We start from the raw sequence: 20,961 nt of genomic DNA, 5'->3' as shown, positions 1-20,961 counted from the left end.
AATGTGGTGAAAATAATCTATAAATTCAAACAGTCTGACTATGCTTTATAAAAACCAGTTGGTCATTAAACTTAAAGTTTTTAGAAAAAGCTCTTGTACGCATCAACAGGTAACGGTGCATTGCCCGCTTGTACGGGTGCTTGTGGGATAGGGAACTTCCGATCTACTTCCTTGACTCGTAAATCTAAATCTTCCTGTGTGGGTTTTTTCTGGGTACTTTTCCTAGCAAGCTCTTTGATGAGTTTATCCCAGTTAGCGTCATTTTCTTGTTCTAATCCAATGATATGTTTGGGGATTTTGATATTTTTTAATAGTGGTACTGAACCCTCATTTTTATTACTATAAGCCGGGTTGATAAATAGACATTTCCCAGGTGGTAATTTGAGGAATTGGGCTGGCTCGAATAGCTTACGAGTCCGTTCTTGTTCGCTGATAGATGTGCTGGATTTACCCCCTCCCGTTGAGCGAGATTTTTGTTTATATTTAATTTCCTCTTCACCTAAATATGCAGAAAATAATCGTGCTGATTCTTCTTCACCAGGATTAAAAACAAATTTTGTGCCGCACCCACCAAGGATAGCTTTAGAGATTTCTTTACCATAAATCTTTTCAAGCTGACCCATATTTTGCCAACCCAGGATACCGCAGAATCCTTCGGAACGAGATTCGTTAAGCCATCTAAATAAATCTGGAAGGAAGATACTTGGCAACTCGTCAAGACACACTACTAATGGGCCGTCTTCCTTACGTTTTTTGGCAATACTGCGGGAAACTACCATGTGAAGAATACTAGTCATCAGGGGGCTGACAGCATCGCGGCGTTCGCGGTCTAACCCGAAGATAATCATCTGTTTGCGTTTTACCTCCAGGGGCAAGGTTGTTTTACCAACAAAGCATCCCAATGTACCCCTTGCCATGAACCGGGTGAACATCAATGAAGCACTACCAGCGATACCCGCTACAGTTTTCTCTGAGCCAGCCGAGCTAAATAATTGACCAAAAGCTATTCTAATCCAAGGGTTTAGTTCGGCTGCCATCAAGCGTTCGACCATCTTCTCGCTAGAAAGTATTGCCGCAGCCGTCATAATATCAGCGCGGTCGCCAAACTCTTTAGTTAGCATTAAAATAGCCTGCGTCAACTGGTCGCCGGCGGGGCCAAAGAAGGCATCCTCAGACGCATTACCTAACAGGCGGAAGTTTTTGTTAATTACCGTAGCTAACTGCCGTGCGGTTTCAGCATCGCTACTGTCACGCAAGAAATCGATTGGGTTACATACCTCTGATTCGGGAAATCCCGGTGCAAAGATATGTACGTCATACCCCTTGGATTTGGCATAACTGGCGATTTTGGCTTGACTTGCATACTTGAAGTCGTATAGTACTATACCAAAACCTTGGTCAATTGCTGAGTAAATCATCGGGTTGATAGCCGAGAATGATTTACCACTACCAGGTGCGCCAATTACAGCAGTTCCCCGTTGGACATCGGGTACATAAACTGGAATTCCCCCACTCCCCTGGGGTAATTTTTGACCCTTGTATTTGTGTACTCCAATATATAAACTGGCACTATCACATTTAGGAGTGACGATTTGCTTGAGAGCTTTTTTCTTAGCTTGGGCGGTTTCCTTTGCTCCACCCCAATAGCTAGTAGCAAGCTTGCCTTTTTTACCATTACTAAAAAGCTGTAAAAGCAACAATAAGCCAATTCCCCCGGCAAGTGCCAAACCTTGAGGTGACATGAACTTATCTGTATACTTACTAAAGTCAGTATTGCTATTTTTCTGAGCAGCTTTTACTTCTCTAACTGTCTTAGTTTGAGCGGTTGCAAACAGATAACTATTCATATTAATCTGTGTTAATTGCATGAGGAAATTGAAGAAATATGCGGTGAAGTGAAGTTGCATATTTCTCCGTTATTTGTGTAGAGTGTCTTCTCCAAATCAAAAGTTAAAAGAAAGAGAAGAATTTATTCTCTTTTGCCTTTTTACTTTTTACTTCTTTGGTACGGTGAGGGGTGTACCAAGGATAATTGGGTCTATCTCGCGGTAGGTGAAGAAGGGAACTGGGCCAATGAAGTAGGGCGAGCAGCCTAAGTCAACCCATCCCCGCTTGCAGATACGGAAGAACATCGCGGTGGTGATACTGCCGTCCGCTTCGTTAATATCCCAGATGACTTGTTTAAATGATTTCCCAAAGGGGTGACGACCTGTAGGTTCTTTTCCACCGTTGAGGCTGCCCAAGATGCCAAATCCGCCTTTAACTTTTTGGTCTTTACCGGACATCCATTGTGCGCCAGTCACAATATCGCTACCCGAAACTTCGATGTGACCACACGTTTTCTCGCACGGGACATTAAACCCAGCTTGGTAACTACCACTTATTGACTTCCAGCGTCCGCTTTCAAGGGAACCGAGGGGTAAGTCTACTTTGCCGATAAAGCTAACATCGGGGATGGGAACACTGGGGAACCGATCGAACGGTACATCAGCTAATCCCGGAACCTTACCAATTGTTGTGTTTTGCCAGTTAGTAAAGCCTTTTAGCTGTGCATCCTCAATACCAGGGATACTGGTGAGTTTATATTTATCAAGTTTGACATACTCACCAAGTTCCACTTCTCCCAGTTGGGGATAATTGTCCAGTACTTCACCAACAGTTTGGTAGCTTGCGTTGCTGCCTGTAACTTTGGTTACTAATTCTTGAATTGGTGGGATGGCTCCGACTTCTGAATTTTCTAAATTAGGAATTGCTTCGGCGAGGTCTTCAAGTGTTTGCCAATCGAGTGTTTCAAAATCTGACAGTTTGAGATTTTTAAGTTGAATGCCCGTGATTTCGGCGATATCTTCAAGTGTGAAATTTTCAATATTGAACTCAGTTGCTTCAAAATCACCCAGTTCCATGACTTCGGCAAGGCTTTGCCCAGCACTCCAGGTGCGTGTTTCCTTCATACCAGGGTTTTTGATATTAGGGAATTCGACGCTGCCAGCACCGCCAAACTTCATATTTCTGAATGTGATACTGCTCCAATCGGGAGTAGGTGCGCCATTGACGTATTTAGTTGCAACGGGCTGTGGTTGTTTGGTTTGTTTTGTCTTATCTGTCGAAGTGTTCAAATTTGAATACTTCGATGAAACTGTTTGAGCTACCGCTTTTCCGCCGAATAAGAGACTGCCGATATTATAGCTACCTCCATATCGGATTAATCCGTGTAGGGCAAGCCCTGCAATAAGTCCTGCAACCATTAGGTAGCGTAATTTATTAAATTTTTCCATCCGATACTCAAGCCCTCGGTTGGTTTTGTTGTGAGTAGTTTCCTGGCTTGCAGCTCTCACTGGTACGATCGCAGTGACCTCTGGTGTAGTATCTAAAATTTGGTTGTTAGCGGCCAGATTTTCGGTATACATCACTATTTATTTAAAACTTGATTTACCTAGATTTGTTGTTGTCAGAGGGTTATTGCGCTGTGGTGGTTCTAATAAGCGCTTTCCACCCAGTAGCATGAGTTTTTCAACCAATTGCATTGATACTCCGGCGGTGCTGGCGGCAACGACAAGTTCCTCTCCTTGCGATCGCAACTCAACAAGTTGGTTCAGACGCTTCCAGAGCTTGCTGTCTGTAGTAACCCACTGGTTTTTGAGGGCAACTTGCATTCCTTTGGCGATATGTCTGCTATCAGATAATGCGGTGTAACTGACCTTTGGTTTTACTTCTTCAGGTTTGCTGGGAGTATCACCAATAATTTCAATTTGGCTGTACTCTGGTGTGCCACTGCCCGCTACAATCCGGAAGTGATAGCTTTTCCTTGTTGAGCCAGATTCGGTAATCACCGTCATGTGCGCCCCGTAAGGAGCTGGCGGTAAACCGGGAATTTTGACTGTCTCGATGCGGCGAATGTGAATTAGTCCTGCACCCGTGCTGCTTCCAGAACACTTACCCAAGCCCTCAAGACATCCGTCTACATCAAAAACAAACTTAGATGGGTCATCCAGCCAGATTTTCTTGATAATTTCTTTGGTGTTGTAGAACGATATTGATACCCCATGTCCAGGCCAGACCTTAACTGTCTGCAATTGAGCATTTTCCCCTGACACCTGGGACGCTGCAACTTGACGGATAGTACTTGCCAGTAGAAGTTGGTTTGGTGCAAGCACGGAGGCGATGGTGAGGCATCCGCTAAAGGCGATCGCCCTAGGCATCCTTAAACTAAAATCTGCTATATCTCTTAGTTTCACAGCTTGATTGACCTATCGACTTTGATTGTGATTTTGGTGTCTTTAGGCACATACCAAACATTGGGACGGCGATTGATTTCGTCAGTAGCACGTTCTGTCCGCTTGCTGAGTGTTTCGCCAAGTTTGCCAAAAGCACCTTCAAGGAAAGCAGCTCCCAGGTTGCGGTTGTTATTGCGGCTGCGGGTTCTTGTCCCACCTAAAGGCAAATCTTCTGTGACTTCTTCATCCGGCTGGTTAATAATTTCCCCTACCTTGGCAAGACCAGCTATTGTCCCTAATGTGGCATCATATTTAGCAATTTCAGATCCCTTGTCGTCGTAAGGTCTGGCGATTAGAGGCGAACCCATCTCTCCCAAAACTGATATCGTTCCAGGTGATAGAGGATATTCTGTGCCGTCTTTGAGGATGGCCGTGACTTCGGCACGCACGCCTGATGTGCTATCAACCGAAATCATAGCGATAGTTACTTGTGTTCCTGCGGGAATGGCTATTTCGCCAGTATTGCTATAAAGCGGCTCGTCCAACCGGGCGACAAACCGTAATGTATTTGTCTGTTCTTGGGAACGAGCGTTATTACTGGTTTGGGGCATAACGAGTGGAGTTACCAAGGTTGCACTTGCAAACGAACCGACAACTAAATACTGCGGTTGTGTTTCTTGGAGTATCTGCGCTTCTTCTGGCAGGTAGTTATTTGCAACTTGTTCGACTTGCTGAGTGGAGTTGTTTTCTTTATTACTAGCAAAACTGGATTCTACGGTCTTTTCTTTGTCAAGTTCTAAGCTAATTTGTGGCTCTTTTACCGAGAAGCTATAAATAACTGGCACGGCTTGATTGTTCTCTTTGTCATCAGTATTGCTATATTTAGGAGTACTGTCATTTGTGGTTACAGGTTGCCAACGCGGGCGCAATTCTTCAACTTGATTAGGGGTATTGGTAACTGTTTCGGTATTCTCGCTGCGTCGGCTACGACGACGACGGGAGCGATCGCTATTTTGTTCTGCTGGGCGTAATGTTTCTTCAGTTTTAGCTGTAACTTCTGGTACTGTTGTGTTTGTAGGTTCACTGACAGTGGTACTGGCTAGCATATACTCAACTCGACCAACTGAACCCAGGTTACGCAGGCGTTCGAGTTCGGCTATTGGATCTTTGGCGACACTCTGGTTGCTGGCAACTAATTGTTTGGCAAATTTTGGTAGAGGAGTGCTAGGACGCAGAGGTGGTATTGGCTGTGAAGCCACTACTCTACGTGTTGGTCTAACACGTTCGGGTGTTTCTTCCCGGTATACACGTCTTCTGGAAGTAGGGGGAGTTTCTTGAGCAACTACCCTTCGTTGTCGAATAGAACGGGTTTTCTCTTGGTTTTTGGCTTGTTCTTCTTCAGTAGCTTCTTTTTTCTCCTCTTTGTCTTCCGTATTAGCTTTACCATTTAGGGCATCCAGTTCTTCCTGTTGCTTGGCGAGGGCAAGTTTGGCATAAACATCGCCTTCTTTTTTCTCAGATGCGGCAACCGTGGGAGTTGGAGTAGTAGTTAATTCTGGTTTTTTGGCATTTTTACCACTCCCATTCATCATGCCGTTGAGGACAACAAATATAACTAGAAACCCAGCACCAAATGCACCACCAATAATTCCTAACCTTGACCAGGGAGATGTAACAAAGTCGTGTTTAGTTTGGATTAACGCGGGGTCTTCTACTTCAGTTTCATCTTCTTCAACCACCTCAAATTGTGAATTTTCAACTTCATCTTCTTCTGACCTATCGATTGGTAAAAGACTATTTACGGAAGATATATGTTTATTGGAAGCCTCATTCTCTAGCTGTAACATAGTTCTATGCTTGATTAATGATTTTTATTTCTTGCCGAGGTTATAATCAACAATTTGAGTAATTTCTAAACCTGGTTCTCGTACTAAATAAATTTTTTTATCGAGTTCAGTTGGCTTATTTGGTAATTTGGGAGTATCGACAGCCTCGACAGTAATTGTTTTGTTAAATGCAATTCCTTTGCCTTGGTTTTCGTTCCTATTAAAGCTGACGAGCGTAGCGATATAATCAACTTCCCACTGTCCATCCTTGATTTTTCTGGGTTCAGAGATATGGCGGGTGACGAGTGAAACTTGAACTTCACCGTTAAATACACCACTTGGAACGATTTCTGCTAACTTCTTGAGAAAATTTGCTCGGAAATCTTGATTTTCAGATAGTGCAAATGCAGCTTCCCAGGCTCTAGTAGGAATTTTTTTTCTACTATTTTTTGTTGTTTGAATATCTATTCCCCTATCAGGTTTAGTGGCATTTTCACCATTCTCTGTTGCTTCGATTATTCCGTTCCAGCCGAACATTTTAATCATGCTATCTGAGATAAAGCGTTTGATAGTTTCGGCTTCGCGTTCATTAGGAGCGGCAAATTTACCAGGTGAAATAGACCCATCTTGGAGTTGAACAATCGTCATGCCTTTGACATGATGATTTGTGCTAGCACTCATGCCAATATTTATGATTTGCAATAGGGTAGATAAGATAGTTCCTCCTGCTGTTACGGCGATCGCCATTGCAATAGGTGTCGAGGTAGATTGACCATAACTGAGAAGCCGAGCCGGTTGAGATTTAGACTTAGGTTTAAGCATATTTATTTATTTGTTAATTACTTTTTAACTTTGATTTTGGAACTAACAAATTTGGTGGCGTTGACAGCAACCGTAGCAGTTGTACTTGCTCCACCTGTAGCGATTCCTGCTGCAATTTCAGAGCCAAATGCTACTGTTTTACCTAATCCTGTCCAAACAGCTATTCCACCACCTGCGGCTAATGCAGATGCCAGGATAGGAGAAACTAACCCAACAAAAAGTAGAAATATCATCGGTTGATTTTGTTCGGAATTAGCGATAAGTTGTCCGCACAAACCAATAATCATGTTGAAGCAGAGTTTCGCCATTCCAACGGTGAAATAACCAGTTAGCCAAGCGAAAATAGGTTTTGCGCCAAAGGGGAGTAGCGAACCGCCTATTGCCAACGGGCCAAGTAGAGCAGTTAAAAGCATCGTGAATTCGATACCCCACTGGTAAGCGTTATTGAGGGCGAGGAGGATGACTGCGACAAATCCGGTAATCATCGAACCGATTGTACTGGTGATAGTATTACCAATCTTTTCGGCGATTTGACCAGGGGAGAGATTTTCGAGCGCGTCTTTGGCATCAGATAAAGCCTGAAGTGGGTTAAATTCCCAACTACCGCTATCGGGGGCTTCTCCTTTAAATAGATCGGGCGCAGAGGTTTTAAGTTCTGCTTCTGCTTGTTGCAAGCAGGTGATTGAATCTTGCGTGTTACCAGGGATGGAACGGCATCTTTCCATTGCTGCCCCTACTTGCTGCTGGAGGGCAATATTGCCGACTGCTCGGTTGAATGCTACTTCTAGGTTGGCTCCGGCAGCAGTAAATTCTAGGATGTCATTATTAACAGTATTAATGTATCCCCGGATGGCGAGTGTTCCACTTCTGAGTAAAGTGCCATTATTAGCTAGTAGCCCGATAACCAGAATGGGCCATATCCAACTGGAGAGGGCTTTCATATCTTCTTGATTTATCCAGTTTTTGCCTAACTCAACCATAAAAAGGGTGAGTGTAGCGATCGCAAAAAACTGACCAACTTTGCACATCGAGCCGTACAAATTGCCGTTGAGGGTTTCCTGCCAAAGTTCATTAAAACCTTCTGCTACTAATTGCGCTCCAGCTGACGCATTTTCTAAAATGTCTTGCCCAAAGAATGGGTCGGTTGCAATTACAAGATGTTCTAACATGGTCTGTATTATGTACCTGATGGAGAATTGGTCATCTCAATTGCAGAGATGACCAACTAATTAAGGTGAATTATTCACCTGCGGTAGTTTTGAGACTGCTAAACCCACTGATTTCGACATACTGAGCGCTGATACCGTCCATCATCAGGTTTTGACGGCGGCGATCGCTTGCCCCTTGTTCAGCAAGTTGAGATAGCATTAGGTTAGTTTGCTGGGCATCGTGCCGTGTTTGCAGTCCGTCAATGCGAGATTGACCCAACATTGAGACAATTTGCGAGTTTTGGGCAGCAATGACCTTGAGGATGTTTTGTGAAGCATCCATTGGTTGTGCAGATTCTGCGAGTTCTTTGGCCTCAGCTACAGTTTGTTCAGTTGCTTCTATCTCATTTTTGGTACGTTCCTGACCGACTTCCCCCAATACGCTGGCGATCGTAGCGCGGGTGGTTTCTCTCTCCAGTTCGTTAGCTGCACTGACCGCAGCTTCAACTGTGTTGCTTTCATTCCAGTTACCCTTGTTCTTGAGTTGCTCTTTGAGCTTTTCGGCTGAGTTTACTGGATCTGGCATATCCATACTGCCAGTCTGAATAGCAGTTTTAGCTTCGCCTTTCATCCCACCCCATTTATTGGTTCCTGAAGTGAGTTCCTTTTTGGTTTCCTCAAAATAGTTATTGAATTTCCCTAAAACCTTGAAGAAGTCATCAATTGAAAAGGCATAACTGGGTGCTGTACCGAGTAAAGTAACCAGACCAATTATTGACCCGATTATTACTCCTTTTTTAGTAAACTTGAATTTTGGTTTCATACTTTTGGTGGATAAAATAATCAATGTGGCAATTAAAGTTAAGCCACTTGTTTATGAGTTATTGATTCTTCTTGTTAGAAATCCAGATTACTCTTAGCTTTTCTTCTATAATTTATGCTGACTTTAATTGCTGATTTTTATTGTTATCCAGTAATTGTTGTGCTTCTTGACTTAACTCATCTCCCCAAAGCATTTGTATGTAACTTTCTGTAAATTTCACCATACCCAGCATTGGATTATCGGCATATTTATTGAGAAATAGAGTGCGTAATTCTTGCTCATTCGGGTTATTTGCTACTGCTGCAAGTAAGCAATAAGCAGGATAATATCTACAGAAAGTAAGTTTGCCATTATCGTCAAGTAACCACTGTGAATAAATACTTTCGCGTTTTGGGAAGAATGCTTCGGTACTATTACGCGAGATAATTTCATAAGGATATTTAAACCTGTTCACAAATGGGTCAACTGCCGATGTTTGAATGCGACCGATCAGACGGGTTGTGATATTAGCAAATATCTTGGAAGCAGACTTACTTTGGAAAATACTTTCTGGTTCTTGGGCAGATAAAATTACACGTATACCTGCTTTCGCCCCATTAGCGCAGAGTCTACCAATTAGCTCGGCTATGCTCTCAAAATTGAATAAAATTGGTGCTTCGTCTAAGAAAAATATTGATACTTTAGATGATAAAGCTCTACGTAAGGCTGCGGAATAGGCACTCAAGGCAAGGACTGCGGCATCGGCTTCACTCCCAAGCGATCGCAGTGCAAATACAAGCAATCGAGCATCAGTTCTAAAGCTAGATGGATTGGCGATTGATTGCCCAACTCGTGAATTTAGCCAAAACTTTAATCGCAATCTGATTTGGTCAAGGGCATCGAGAATTTCTTTACTATTATTGGTGATGGAATCGAGTTTGATAAATCCAGGGGAACAATAATTATAGAAATCTTTAAGTGTGGGAATATCTGCCCATTCAGGTGTTCCCAATCCATTTTCTAATGCTAACTTGTACCGAAGTTTGATATCCTCATCGTTGTAAAAAGTTTCAATTGTGATTGTAATGATACTTTCAATATTTGATACTGTTGTCGGACTTACCCCTACAGGATTTGTCCCTAGTACCATAATCATTAATGTTGATTTCAAGAATTCTTTGAAATCGGTCATTCTCTCTTTAATAACTTCAGGCTCATATCCCCTTAAATCAGGTAATTCAAATAGATTGTTCGACTCTTTACTAATATCGAAATACGCCCCTTCTTCTCCCATAAATTTGGTGTAGTCAGTAAACGTACTAGTACCATCGGGTTTAGGATAATCAAGCGCAATTACAGGAATATTTTGAGCCAAGGCAGGTGTTAATAAACCTGCTACTAAGACAGATTTACCCGCACGAGTAGTACCAAAAATGGCAAGATTTTTGTGCTGCTTGTACAAGTCAAGATGTACTGGGGTTCCTCCTTCTTCAGCAATTAGCTCAAACCCGGATTTATCTCCTGTAGCTGTTCTGACTATCGGCATAAGTCCGGGAACTTCTGATGAGAAATATGGGAGGCGACGGTTAAAGGGTCTTGTAAGTAGGTTTTCCCAAACAACAGGTACACATTGTAACCATGTTTTCCAGGCATACTCGATTTCTCTATCAACTACAGCAGGTCGTAAGAAGCAGCTAGAAAGGTATTGGCAAGCTTCATCAAGTTTTTGACGGCTGTGACGATGGACACAAAAAACAACAGCAGTATGGATGGGTAAACTGCCTCTGAGGATAGTTTCTTGTGCCTTAACTGCCTCCTCAATGTTCATATTGGCTTTTACGTCAATTGACCCCTTCTCAGAAGACATCGCGCTAGAGGTAATTGACTGTTTGGTAATCCGTTGCAGAGCAGTTTTGGCAAGTCCCTGGTTGGCTTTAGATAGCTGGCAGATAATCTCGGTGTCGGAGATTTTTTCTTTGGATATTACCTCCCAGAGGTATCGAAGCTGGGCGTATTCATCTACCCAACCTTGGGGCTTTTCGCTGAACTGAAGAACGCCGATATACCTGTCTTGCAGTCTTACCCAGCTGCGATCGAGAAACGGGACAGATTTTTCATTCTCCAGCATCAGGTGGCGAATATGGAAATCGCTAGTTTGAACCTCTCGAAGCCCATCTTCATCTAATATGAGGGGATTGGGAACTTTGGGTGCATCGCTACGGTTAAATTGACTCCAAAGGATTGACCATACTTCCTCACTTGTGACTGCTCGTACTGCTAGCCCCATCGAGTTTGTCAAAAGTTGTTCCCAGCGTTGAAACCCAGAGGTAAAACTATCCCGTAAAATTGTTTCGATTCGTTCTTGCCGAACACCGTGAATTTGTCCAGTAAATTGGAACCAGGCATTTTGCAATTGTTTGATAGTTTTTTCAATTGCATCATTTGAGCGACTATCTTCAGAAGCCAGGACACTATAGGTACACCAGAAACGTAAAAACTTATTTTTACGAGTTCCTGCTTTAGTGAGTTCTCTTGCCCGCAGACGTTCCGATCGCACTAATAAAGTTAGTTGCTCTAGGTCGCATTTATCCTCTATCTTTTTTAGTTCCTGCTGTCGGAGGAAATCATCGGTGAACGAACCAAGATGAATTGTTAAGGTTTCGCGTTCGGGAAGTTCTTTGAGTCCACCCTCAATATTTTCAAAAATCGGGAGAATCTGTTCTTCTGGTAAAGACGGGTGAATTCCCTGTACGTCGAAGCAGAACTTAATTTGAATATCTTCTTTTTTCTGGAGGATGAGTGCGCCGATATCTCTACGACCAGCAAGCGAGATACTTGCAATCCCAGCTAAATGAGTAATATCCTCAAACGGTGTCAGATTTTTGACAACACCTAATTGTTCGGTATCGAGGGATTTCTTACCAATTTTGTCCTTTATTTTCGTGGAGGCGGTCGAACTCATGGCCTGTAGTCTCGTTCGGTGATATTTTTTACTTGAGGAGCTTTATCTGCGTTTTTTCAGCTGGTGCTTTTTCTGGGATTGAGGTTGTAAAGGATTAACGAGAGAAACAAAAGGTTTGTAACCACGGGTGATGCGGGGTGTGCCGACAAACTTACCGAAGAAGGCTTTGTTGGAACTTACCGTCCACCAAGTTGCCCATCCCCAAGCGGTTACAATTCCGGTTGCCAGCCAGGAAGCTTGCATAAAACCCTTAACTACCATGTAGGAGATGAGAGCGATCGCACTCCAGGGAACAATTTGATCGGCGGGGAATGGCCCAAGGCGTGGCTGTTCTCCTAATACGCGGTTGACAGTACGAAATTCGCGTTCTCTGGCCATTATTACGAAAGACAAAAGTCAGTTTTTGAAATTTTGATGAGTGGCACTTGTGGAATTGTGCCACTCGTGGTGGCTTTTTTGACGAGTGACGTATCAGCCTGTTACCAGTCCTGCGAGCAAGTCTCCGACTACAACTGTGAGGGCAACGATAATTGGTGTACGGGCGATCGTTTGCCAATCTTCGTCGTTTCTGGCTGCTTGAACAACCCTAATAAGACCAATACCCAGATAAATTAGGAACAAACCGCGCAGTACCGCAAATACGTACCTAATAATATCTTCATTGACACCAGTAAAGTATTCTGTGAAGAAGTCCTCTGCGTTTTGCATGAACTGGGCGTTTGCAGGTGCAGTGGCAATGTCCAACATAAATACTACACCTACCAAGCAGAACAGAACAGTATAAATATTGATGCCATACTTGCGCTGCCATTTTTCAAAGTTGGAAAGTAGCAAGTTTGCTTCCTTGGGTAGTAACGCTACGATGCCAGTTCCAAACGCGAGTGATGCCATCACCATGTGGTGGAGTGAGATATCTGCAATCATTAAGCCAGTACCAACTGCCATTAGTCCGGCGATGCTAGCGTTCTCTTTCCAGTTGCGCTTTTTGCGGCGGGTGGAAGCGGGGTATCCGTATTCTTCGTGGGAAGAAACGCGATCGCTACCAAAATCAGATTCGTAGTCTGTTCTCATAAAAAGATTATTTCAGAAATTAGTGGATGAAACTTTGTAGAGTAACTAAGGTCGAAACACTGCTTTTTACCAAAGTTTTGATTGGAGTAAATATCTGCTCCAACTTCTCACTTGTGGAATTATTTTATGGAATTAATAACCGTAAAATCATCTAAAAATTTTCTATTTTTAGACACTATGTTTTTCAGTAAATCATTCAGTAAAAACTCAGACAAATTTGCTTGACAAGTTCCAATAATTAAATCAGTGGTTGATTTCATAATGTTTGACCCCTGATATAGCCTATATCGGGGGTCAAACATTGATATATGAGGTAGCGTAATTACGGTTGTTTACCGCTAGGTTGCTGTGATGGATCAACTCTCCGTCAACTAATTCTGCATTTTATTTGTATTGAAATCGAGTTGGAGTTTCTTGCCTACTTTGAGATTGAGGGTTTTAGTACTGTTAGCAGGTAATTCAATAACCTGGTTAACCGGATAGACTGAATCGTACTTAGGGCAGGTTTTGGTTTTGCAAGGGGGAGCTGCTTCTACGATTGATTTGATAACTCCATCTTGGAGGAATATCATATCTAAAGGAATATACGTATCCTTCATCCAAAGTTTAACTTTTTCAGGTTTGTTAAGAACAAATAACATTCCGTGATTCTCAGGAATCGAAGTACGAAATTTGAGACCGTGGGCATATTCTTTTCTATCGTCAGCTAATTCGAGTTGAACTGTTTGATTGTTACTGGTAAAGGTTACGCCAATAGGTAAATACTGGGGCTGGCGAGTCCAAAAGTATAGCGGTAGGGGTGAGAGGGCAGCAGTAAAACCAGCAATTGGCCCAATAAATTTGATAAATTTGATGAATTTGAAAAATAGGCTTTTTTCTGGATTTTGTGCTTGTTTAGTTTGAATGTTGGTTTGAGCAGTTTGTCTTGTGACTTCCATAGTTTTAGCTAAATAAGGTAGTAAAGCGTTTAGAAATGGTAAGGATTATGAACTGTTGAAATGTTTTATTTACATTTGCTTTCGTCCAAACATGATAAAACTTTGAATTGATTTATGAGGTGTCCTAGCTAAAAATATCAATGTTGCCAACAGCAAACTTGCTTTCATCGAGGGGGCTACTAGGTAAAGCTTGTTGGTCAGCTTTGTTACGCATTGATTCGACTCTATCGGCTTCACGGATAGCAAGCGGGTTAATCTGACGGCGTTCTTCTAGTAATGCCTCGATTGTTAATTCAAGTCTGGAGAGTTGGCTTTCTGAGTAGGTATCTTCTGTTATTGTTTCGCAGAATATCGTACTAGCAGCGCGTTCTACAATTGTCTGGATTTCTGCACCTACACAGCGATTAGTGGCTTTAAGAATTCTGCGCCACTGTTCTTCACTCCAGGGGTCGCCGCCATTGCGAAAGCGTTCGTCAAACCGGGCAGCGTGCAGTTTGAAGATACTATATCTTTCTCCATTATTGGGCAGGTCTACTTTATATAAATAGTCAAACCGTCCTGCACGGGTGAGTTCGGGTGGCAGCCATTCCATACGGTTAACTGATGCGATGACCAGTACATCTGATATACGCTCTTGCATCCACGTCAACAGCTGACCAGCCAGCCGTTTGGCGAGGTCATCATCCCCGGCGAACCCTTTATCAAAGTCGTCGAAATACAAAATTACTTGGTTTAGCCTATCTGCTAGTCGCAACAAGCGTTTGAGTTTCATTTCTGCTTGGTTGCCAAAACTTCTAAAGTTGCCCCAATCGACCATAATGAGGGGAATACCCATGTTCTGGGAACAGGCTTTTGCTGAGTGTGATTTTCCCGTCCCCGGTGGCCCCACAAGCATAATTCCCTTGGGTACGCGCAGATTGTATTGTTTGGCACGCGGGGAAAGCAATCGCTTGAACTTTTTGAATGACTGCTGCATGAGTTCTAACCCACCAAGTTGGACTTTTGGTGGAGGTAAGAATTCGATGTCATACAAGCGGTTAAGCAGTTGAATTTTTTTTGCTAGTAGAAGCTTTGCTATCTCACTGGGATTTCCTAAGTCATGATTTTTTCTAATATCGGTTAAGCAATGAATAATATCAGAAATATACAGACCAGCACTAGCGTTAGCAATTTCTAAATAGTCTTGTTCCGTATAAATTAAAGGAAATAAATTACTGTTGATTAAATTATCAATAATTTCTTGTGTATCTGGTAATTCTTGTTTCCATAGTGGAATTTCTGCCGCTATCTCGCTTGCTATTTCGGCATTGGCTCCTAGTAATATGGTAGTCTTATCACTATTGTTTGTATGAAATTTTAGATTAACTAGCGACGACTTAATCCATTCTGATAGAAGAAGAAATTCAGTATCTTTAGTTATGCTTTCTTTTAACCAAGGAAAAATATTCTCAACGATTAATACTCCAGTGCCAGAATAAATTCTCCAAAAATTGAGTACTTGAAAATAGTCTTCTATATTTTGTTTGATGGAAGGTTTATAGTCGTTAAACTCTTGAAAAATAAGATTATTTTCGGTGCTAACGACTAATTCTTTAATACTATCCTCGCTTAAATTCCATATATAGACTTTTCTGCCTGCTTGCTGACAGGAAGTAGTAATACGAATGAGGAAGCGGTGGCGTTCTTGGAGGGGGGATTCACAGGCAATGATTGGATAATTGTCCGCAAGCAGGTCTTCTAGATACTCAAAGCTAGACTTCATCTTAGTTGCTTGTAGCGTAATCAGAAGCAATCTTATCTAGAAGATATGCTGTACGATAACTGATAATTTTCTAATTTCTAAATCCAAAAAATTAGAAAAAAGTTGGTTTCTTTTCAGTATTTTGTTGATTGTGTAATGGTGTTGTGAATTTAGATAATTGCCAAGAACTCTGATTTCCCAAGTGTTTCGATTTTTAGTTATGGCCAAAACACCGGAATATCCAATCGTTGTTATTCCAGAGTTAGTTAAAGACAAAAAACAGTTTACCCCTTTAGTTTTTCCGTCTGGGCAAGGAGATGCACCAATTGGAGCAAGTGAGGGGCTGTTTGAAAATGTTCTCAAACATTATTTTGGTGAAATTGTTTCTCCTCAGCAGATGATGCTTCCTCCAGGGCATCGACTACCGTTTACGGCTGATTTTCTGATGATTGAACCAAATACTGGCTTACACATAGACTTGGAGGTTGATGAGCCTATCTCATTTGCAACTGGCAAGCCCACTCACTGTATTGGCGAGGATGACTATAGAAACAAGTGTTTTGTCGATGCAAACTGGCTGGTTATCCGGTTTGCAGAAGAACAAGTCTCATCTCAGCCAGAACGCTGCGCTCGATTTATTGCTGGTGCGATCGCTCAACTAACAGATAATAATATTTATCGCCAGAAGCTACTTCATGTAGAGAAAGTTACTCCTATGCGTCAGTGGTCTGCACGTCAAGCTTCCAGATTAAAGAAGAGTGATTACCGTCAAGGCTATCTTGGCCAGAGAAGAAACTAAGGATGTAAAAAATATTTAACAGATAATTTGGTGAAAGCCATTAGCGTTCTTCAGCTTTGAAATTTATCGGTGACGGTTTTGTATTGAGATAGTTGGTGGGGCGATCGCAAAGATCATCGAGTTGAGTTGTTAAGCTAGCCAACAAAAACAATTCAATGTCATGTCTAGACTGCTGTATGTGATTGCTGGCTAACGTTCCCAATCACCCACCGCAGATAACCTCGAAAACTTATAGGTAAGCTCTTTTCAGTCGGGTGCAAGAGCGTTGTTATGAGGCTCATTCCTTGTGACAAAGGTAGCGGTTAGATCTTTCAATATAACTAAGATGGAGTTTCAGTTTATATATCCGCTTATACCTGAGAGAGTTTTGTGTAATTATGATGACAATCCAAAGTCTAGATAAATCTCGAAGACGATCTAGTTATCAAAAGTAACAACTTTTTCCCACTTTGTACAATCAACTGGCTCTTGAAGATCTGAGGCTTTGTCTTGCTTTAGTTGCTCGATATATTGCTGATTAGCCACCTCGTCAACTACCCATTGTTTCTTATTGCTATCGTAGTAACTTTTGTAAATAGCCCTCTCCCAGTTACAGGCAAGTTTTATTTGCTCTCGGGTTAGACTTTGAGGATAGGACAAGTTGGCACCCTTGAGGTTAGCTCCTTTGAGGTTAGCTTCAGACCAAAAAGCATATTGTAGATGAGCTTCTGTCAAGTTAGCACCTTCAAAACTGGCTAACTTTAAGCCAGCACCCCCCAGATTAACATCCCACAAATCCGTACCTTCTAAGTGGGCTTGCACTAAGTTGGCACTCACCAAATTGGCTCCACATAAACGAATGCCTTGTAAATAAGCATTGGGAGCAGACAAACCTTGTAAGCTTTGACGCTCCCATCTCAGTCCAAATAAACGCTTTTGCTCACATTTTTTATCTTGCTCGTCCCAATACCAATCTTCATCAGTCCAACCAATCCAAGGAAATCGTAAGGGTCGAGAATTGAGAAACTCCAAAGCTTCTTTCCTACCACCACTTCCACTTTGCTTTTCAGAATCAACATTTGTTATAGTTTGCCAAGCTGTAAAAACTTCATTATTGCGTCTTACTTGTTGTCCTCCTATAAATTCTATTACAGCAACTAAGATAACTAGATACCCAAGCCTTTCAAGGATGCTGAATAAAGCTTGTTTGCTCATCCAAGCCTCACTAGGCTCTAGAATACGCTTTTCGAGCCAGTAATAGGGCTTATAAATACCAGGAACATTCTTTTCGGTTATTTTCTCTATTGCTTTTATCCAATAGTAATTATCTTTACCCTCTGGTTTTCCATCAGCTTCCCAAAGAAGATAAGCCTCTTTCTCAATATTTTTTCTGTATTCTTTTTCAGCTTCACTTTTCTGTTTGATTCTGGCTCTGTTCTCTTCTTCGGCTATTTGCCTACTTCTTACTTCTTTTACTTTCAGCCACTTGACAAGAGTTCTATCTGAATTAGGTTCCCAGAGCCAAGTTAGGAATTCATTAAATAAATTCTTCTTTACTTTTGACTTCATACCTAGAACTCCTTCTCGATCTGTTGAGTCAGCAATCCCTGCCGATTTATCGATAGAGGACGAAGCCCACCACTTATCCTGCAATCACAATTTGATTTACCTGTGTCCTACGGGGATTAAGCCCAAATGCAAAGAGCTTTTCAAGATTTCATGGTAATGATCTATGCTCATCTTGGCACAATCCCTGTTTGAATATGCCTACCATAGGCATTCACTTGGTAAGTCTTTCTAGTAAAAATATCGCTGTAGGTTGCACCTGCAATCATTGGTTTTATCGGCATTACGTATCTTTGATTTGCATAAATCAGATTTGGATTGGTGACGTGTGGATTTAGCTTCAGAAAATCATTTACAAACTGTCTTCGATCTGAATATCCATACTGAGGAGCTAACTTATATAAAGTTTCTCGTTTCTTCACTCGGTAGTTAATACTAGTTGGTGAACCACCATAATCTAATAGAGATGGTTTAATCGATCGAGGTAATTCCTTCCATGGAGGTGGTGTTGTTTGGGGATATCTTACGTTTATTGGTATGACACCTTCATGGTTTTTTAATAAGTTATAGAACTCTATATCCCTATGTCCTATGTCAATACATCCTTTACTCCCTGGTTTTCTCCCACCATGAATAAAGAAGTTGTCACGCCCAAATAAATACTCACCAGATGCAGCCTTTATTGGAACACGATATGTCCCCCAATCTGGTGGTTGTTCAAGTATAAATTTTGGAAGTAAACTTGGCATTTTGTTACGAATTATGTTTTTCAACCACCCTCCTGAAAACTGCTTGGGATCTAGAAAATATATTGCTTCAGGAATAGGGCCCCTATCTCTAATATGTTGATCAAATGCACTAGTACCTCTTAAACCTGAGCTGGCAGGAAAGCCTCTTACTAGCTTTCCTCGACTATTGAAGACATTTAGAGTTTGACCATTAAACTCAATACGATATCCACGTTTTAGATTCGCCCCACTCATTGCTATACCTCCTACTACTCAGTTGCAGGTAAAAACTCCTCTTGTGTGCATTTTTCCTCCCAATATTCTTGCAGAGCTTCGTCTAACCAAACGATATTAATTCCTAACTTGTCAGCTGCATCCACAAGAGTTGTGTATTCAACATCAAGCTTTTCACATACCTTTTCAGCAATAGGGCTCAACGCCGGAACAGGCATATTCAAAGTATTCTGTAACCAGATTGAAAAGGCTTTCCTAGTATTCTCATTATTGAGTTGAGTAAACGAGAAATTCTGCGCTATTTCATCCAACATGAGCGCACCATACTTGCGGAAATACTTCTGCACCCTGCCCTCATACTTCTGCTGTAACCCAGAAGCTGCTTCGCATATAGCGGTCACTGCTATCCTAGCTTTGTCAGCATTCAAGCCTGACTGTTGTAGGATTGTCATAATAGTTATCACGATAGGATTTGAAGCATCCTGCTCATTTTGGGCTGGGTTCAAGCTTCCTAAAATGCTAACTTCTAGCAAACGCCACTCAGATAATGTTTGGGTAACTTCCCTAACTGTTTCAGGCAAAACTTCTGGCTCTGCGATCATGGTTAGTAAGCAGAATACTAATTCATGCCAACGTTTGGTTTCCCAAGGCCAAAGATGGGGATCAATTAGCGGCTCATAAGCTCTATAAAGATCGAGAACAATGTCTTCTGGCTCCCGTATTTTTTCAGGATTGATCGCTTGAGCCTCTTCATTGGTAAATTCACTAGCTACCATTGCAGACCTCCTAGATTTTTCTATGTCCACTTCGCCCACTTGAACAGGATCTAGGTATCCGATAACTTCCTACCCTGGTCAAGCACCGAAGCTAGGATACTATGTGTATTCACTCAACATTCATCAATTTAATTATCGCTCCATGACCGAGAAGAGAACTACGAGAATACAAAGATTTACTTAATGAGCTTCCTATGCCTAAAATCCTATGCCAATTTCATAATTCAAGTTGCGATTATGAAGTCAACTAATGTGACATCCCTACAAAACACTTTGCGGCAGTACCCTCACTGATAACTTGAGCCGCATAACGGCGAGCGTCACCGATGGCAGATAACACTGAAACAAAGCCGAATGGCACTAAGAAAAGCGGAAACACTTATCAATTAAGCAGTCTGTAATCGTTTACGTAATTCGTGCCGGGGTTGGGTCATAAAGGGGTAAGCTTTGGGGCGGCGTTTAATAACTCGTGGTTCGTTGCGTGTGGGAGGGTCAGGAACGGCTTTGTGAACGATAATGTTAAGGTAAGTTAGAGACAAATTTGTTAGCGTCGCATTGGGATAACAGCCAATGATACTTCTGCTTATCGAGATTATTCCATTTGACATCTTGGTTAATGCAGTGTACGGCAGCAGTAAGGTTTATTTCAATAGGGTACTTATCTTTTAAGCCTAAGATTATCTCTACTGCTGCGGTATCAACTCCCAATGCCATGCCTGAATAAAACTGGATGCGTTTGTAACCCCACTCAAGGGCGCGATCGCAAGCACGAACAATCATAGCTTCAAGTCGGTTACGCACCTGCTTCCATCCTTCCTCATCAAATTTTTTGTGACTGTTTCCTGTAAATGCCACTTTTAGAGTTGGTTTATCTTCTATAAGGCAATCAACAAACTCCTGGGGCAACCAGATATTAGGAGGAAGATTGAAATTGCTAAACAGGGAAGCTATCTCTGGGTCAGTGTATCCTGCAAGGTTGCATCCAATCCTAGTTGTTAGAAATTCTAGTTCAGGATGAGTCTTTGCATATTCGACTAGTTTCTCAATTTGGGATTTGATTTGGGGAAGGGGAATTGACCGGATACCTTTATTTAGGTCTTTGGTTGCGATTGCCCAGGATTGTCCTTGTCGTCCTTGGGGATTACCGTATTCTGCATTGCAGTACTGTCGCGCAAATAAAGCACTTCCAGCACCATGTCTTCCTTCTGTGTTGCTGCCAAATACAAAAATCTGGTCTTTTGCTATAGGACTAGTATTTGATTTTTGAAAATGATCCGTACATCTGGAGAGACGGAAAATCAAAGAGAGTGTTTTTAATGAACCACTCAAACATCCACTTAAGATGAGAAAATGTT

General features: G+C 42.0%; 18 protein-coding genes. 1 reads left to right on the top strand and 17 read right to left on the bottom strand.

Annotation, left to right across the window (positions count from 1 at the left end):
- Positions 1-80: 80 nt before the first annotated feature.
- The 12 genes from H6G74_RS24400 to H6G74_RS24345 form a co-directional block, all read right to left on the bottom strand.
- A complete protein-coding gene (locus H6G74_RS24400) occupies positions 81-1,847 on the bottom strand; it encodes a type IV secretory system conjugative DNA transfer family protein (protein WP_190970111.1) in 1,767 nt (588 codons plus the stop codon).
- A 147-nt stretch (positions 1,848-1,994) separates the two neighbouring features.
- Complete coding sequence (locus H6G74_RS24395) at positions 1,995-3,407, bottom strand: hypothetical protein (RefSeq protein WP_190970110.1); 1,413 nt, start codon at positions 3,405-3,407, stop codon at positions 1,995-1,997.
- 6 nt (positions 3,408-3,413) lie between these two features.
- Positions 3,414-4,235: a hypothetical protein gene (locus H6G74_RS24390; RefSeq protein ID WP_390849975.1), complete on the bottom strand. Its 822-nt coding sequence runs from the start codon at positions 4,233-4,235 to the stop codon at positions 3,414-3,416.
- Positions 4,232-6,061, bottom strand: a complete 1,830-nt coding sequence (locus H6G74_RS24385) for a TrbI/VirB10 family protein (RefSeq protein WP_190970109.1) — start codon at positions 6,059-6,061, stop codon at positions 4,232-4,234. Before H6G74_RS24385 ends, H6G74_RS24390 begins: the two co-directional genes overlap by 4 nt.
- 24 nt (positions 6,062-6,085) lie before the next feature.
- Positions 6,086-6,862, bottom strand: a complete 777-nt coding sequence (locus tag H6G74_RS24380) for a hypothetical protein (protein ID WP_017307492.1) — start codon at positions 6,860-6,862, stop codon at positions 6,086-6,088.
- 17 nt (positions 6,863-6,879) lie between these two features.
- Complete coding sequence (locus H6G74_RS24375; protein ID WP_010993862.1) at positions 6,880-8,031, bottom strand: hypothetical protein; 1,152 nt, start codon at positions 8,029-8,031, stop codon at positions 6,880-6,882.
- 70 nt (positions 8,032-8,101) lie between these two features.
- Positions 8,102-8,833, bottom strand: a complete 732-nt coding sequence (locus H6G74_RS24370; protein WP_190970108.1) for a hypothetical protein — start codon at positions 8,831-8,833, stop codon at positions 8,102-8,104.
- A gap of 112 nt (positions 8,834-8,945) precedes the next feature.
- Entirely contained in the window at positions 8,946-11,774 is a 2,829-nt protein-coding gene (locus tag H6G74_RS24365) for a hypothetical protein (protein ID WP_190970107.1), read from the bottom strand.
- Positions 11,775-11,816: 42 nt separating this feature from the next.
- A complete protein-coding gene (locus tag H6G74_RS24360; RefSeq protein WP_062296238.1) occupies positions 11,817-12,152 on the bottom strand; it encodes a hypothetical protein in 336 nt (111 codons plus the stop codon).
- Between the two features lie 93 nt (positions 12,153-12,245).
- On the bottom strand, positions 12,246-12,845 hold the full coding sequence (locus H6G74_RS24355) for a hypothetical protein (RefSeq protein ID WP_190970106.1): 600 nt from the start codon (positions 12,843-12,845) through the stop codon (positions 12,246-12,248).
- A gap of 371 nt (positions 12,846-13,216) precedes the next feature.
- Complete coding sequence (locus tag H6G74_RS24350; RefSeq protein ID WP_190970105.1) at positions 13,217-13,783, bottom strand: DUF192 domain-containing protein; 567 nt, start codon at positions 13,781-13,783, stop codon at positions 13,217-13,219.
- A gap of 124 nt (positions 13,784-13,907) precedes the next feature.
- Positions 13,908-15,545, bottom strand: coding sequence for an ATP-binding protein (locus H6G74_RS24345; protein WP_190970104.1), 1,638 nt, complete (start codon positions 15,543-15,545; stop codon positions 13,908-13,910).
- Positions 15,546-15,744: 199 nt separating this feature from the next.
- Here H6G74_RS24345 and H6G74_RS24340 point away from each other — a divergent pair, with 199 nt between their 5' ends.
- Entirely contained in the window at positions 15,745-16,323 is a 579-nt protein-coding gene (locus tag H6G74_RS24340; protein ID WP_190970103.1) for a hypothetical protein, read from the top strand.
- A gap of 417 nt (positions 16,324-16,740) precedes the next feature.
- Here the strand turns inward: H6G74_RS24340 and H6G74_RS24335 are convergent, their stop codons facing one another.
- The 5 genes from H6G74_RS24335 to H6G74_RS31945 all read right to left on the bottom strand — a co-directional run bounded on the left by H6G74_RS24335 (position 16,741) and on the right by H6G74_RS31945 (position 20,836).
- Positions 16,741-17,871, bottom strand: a complete 1,131-nt coding sequence (locus H6G74_RS24335; RefSeq protein ID WP_190970102.1) for a pentapeptide repeat-containing protein — start codon at positions 17,869-17,871, stop codon at positions 16,741-16,743.
- Between the two features lie 167 nt (positions 17,872-18,038).
- Positions 18,039-18,851 (bottom strand): LysM peptidoglycan-binding domain-containing protein, encoded by an 813-nt coding sequence (locus H6G74_RS30870; RefSeq protein WP_199341110.1) that lies wholly within the window; start codon positions 18,849-18,851, stop codon positions 18,039-18,041.
- Positions 18,852-18,865: 14 nt separating this feature from the next.
- Positions 18,866-19,606, bottom strand: coding sequence for a hypothetical protein (locus H6G74_RS24325; protein WP_190970101.1), 741 nt, complete (start codon positions 19,604-19,606; stop codon positions 18,866-18,868).
- Between the two features lie 386 nt (positions 19,607-19,992).
- Positions 19,993-20,145, bottom strand: coding sequence for a hypothetical protein (locus tag H6G74_RS24320; protein WP_190970100.1), 153 nt, complete (start codon positions 20,143-20,145; stop codon positions 19,993-19,995).
- Entirely contained in the window at positions 20,126-20,836 is a 711-nt protein-coding gene (locus H6G74_RS31945; RefSeq protein ID WP_449289975.1) for an A1S_2505 family phage non-structural protein, read from the bottom strand. Before H6G74_RS31945 ends, H6G74_RS24320 begins: the two co-directional genes overlap by 20 nt.
- Positions 20,837-20,961: the final 125 nt, after the last annotated feature.

Origin of the sequence: Nostoc spongiaeforme FACHB-130, from assembly GCF_014698475.1 — a bacterium.
Classification (GTDB): Bacteria; Cyanobacteriota; Cyanobacteriia; order Cyanobacteriales; family Nostocaceae; genus Nostoc_B; species Nostoc_B spongiaeforme.
The sequence above is the reverse complement of the archived record's forward strand: the minus strand, read 5'-3'. Positions and strand labels throughout refer to the sequence as shown.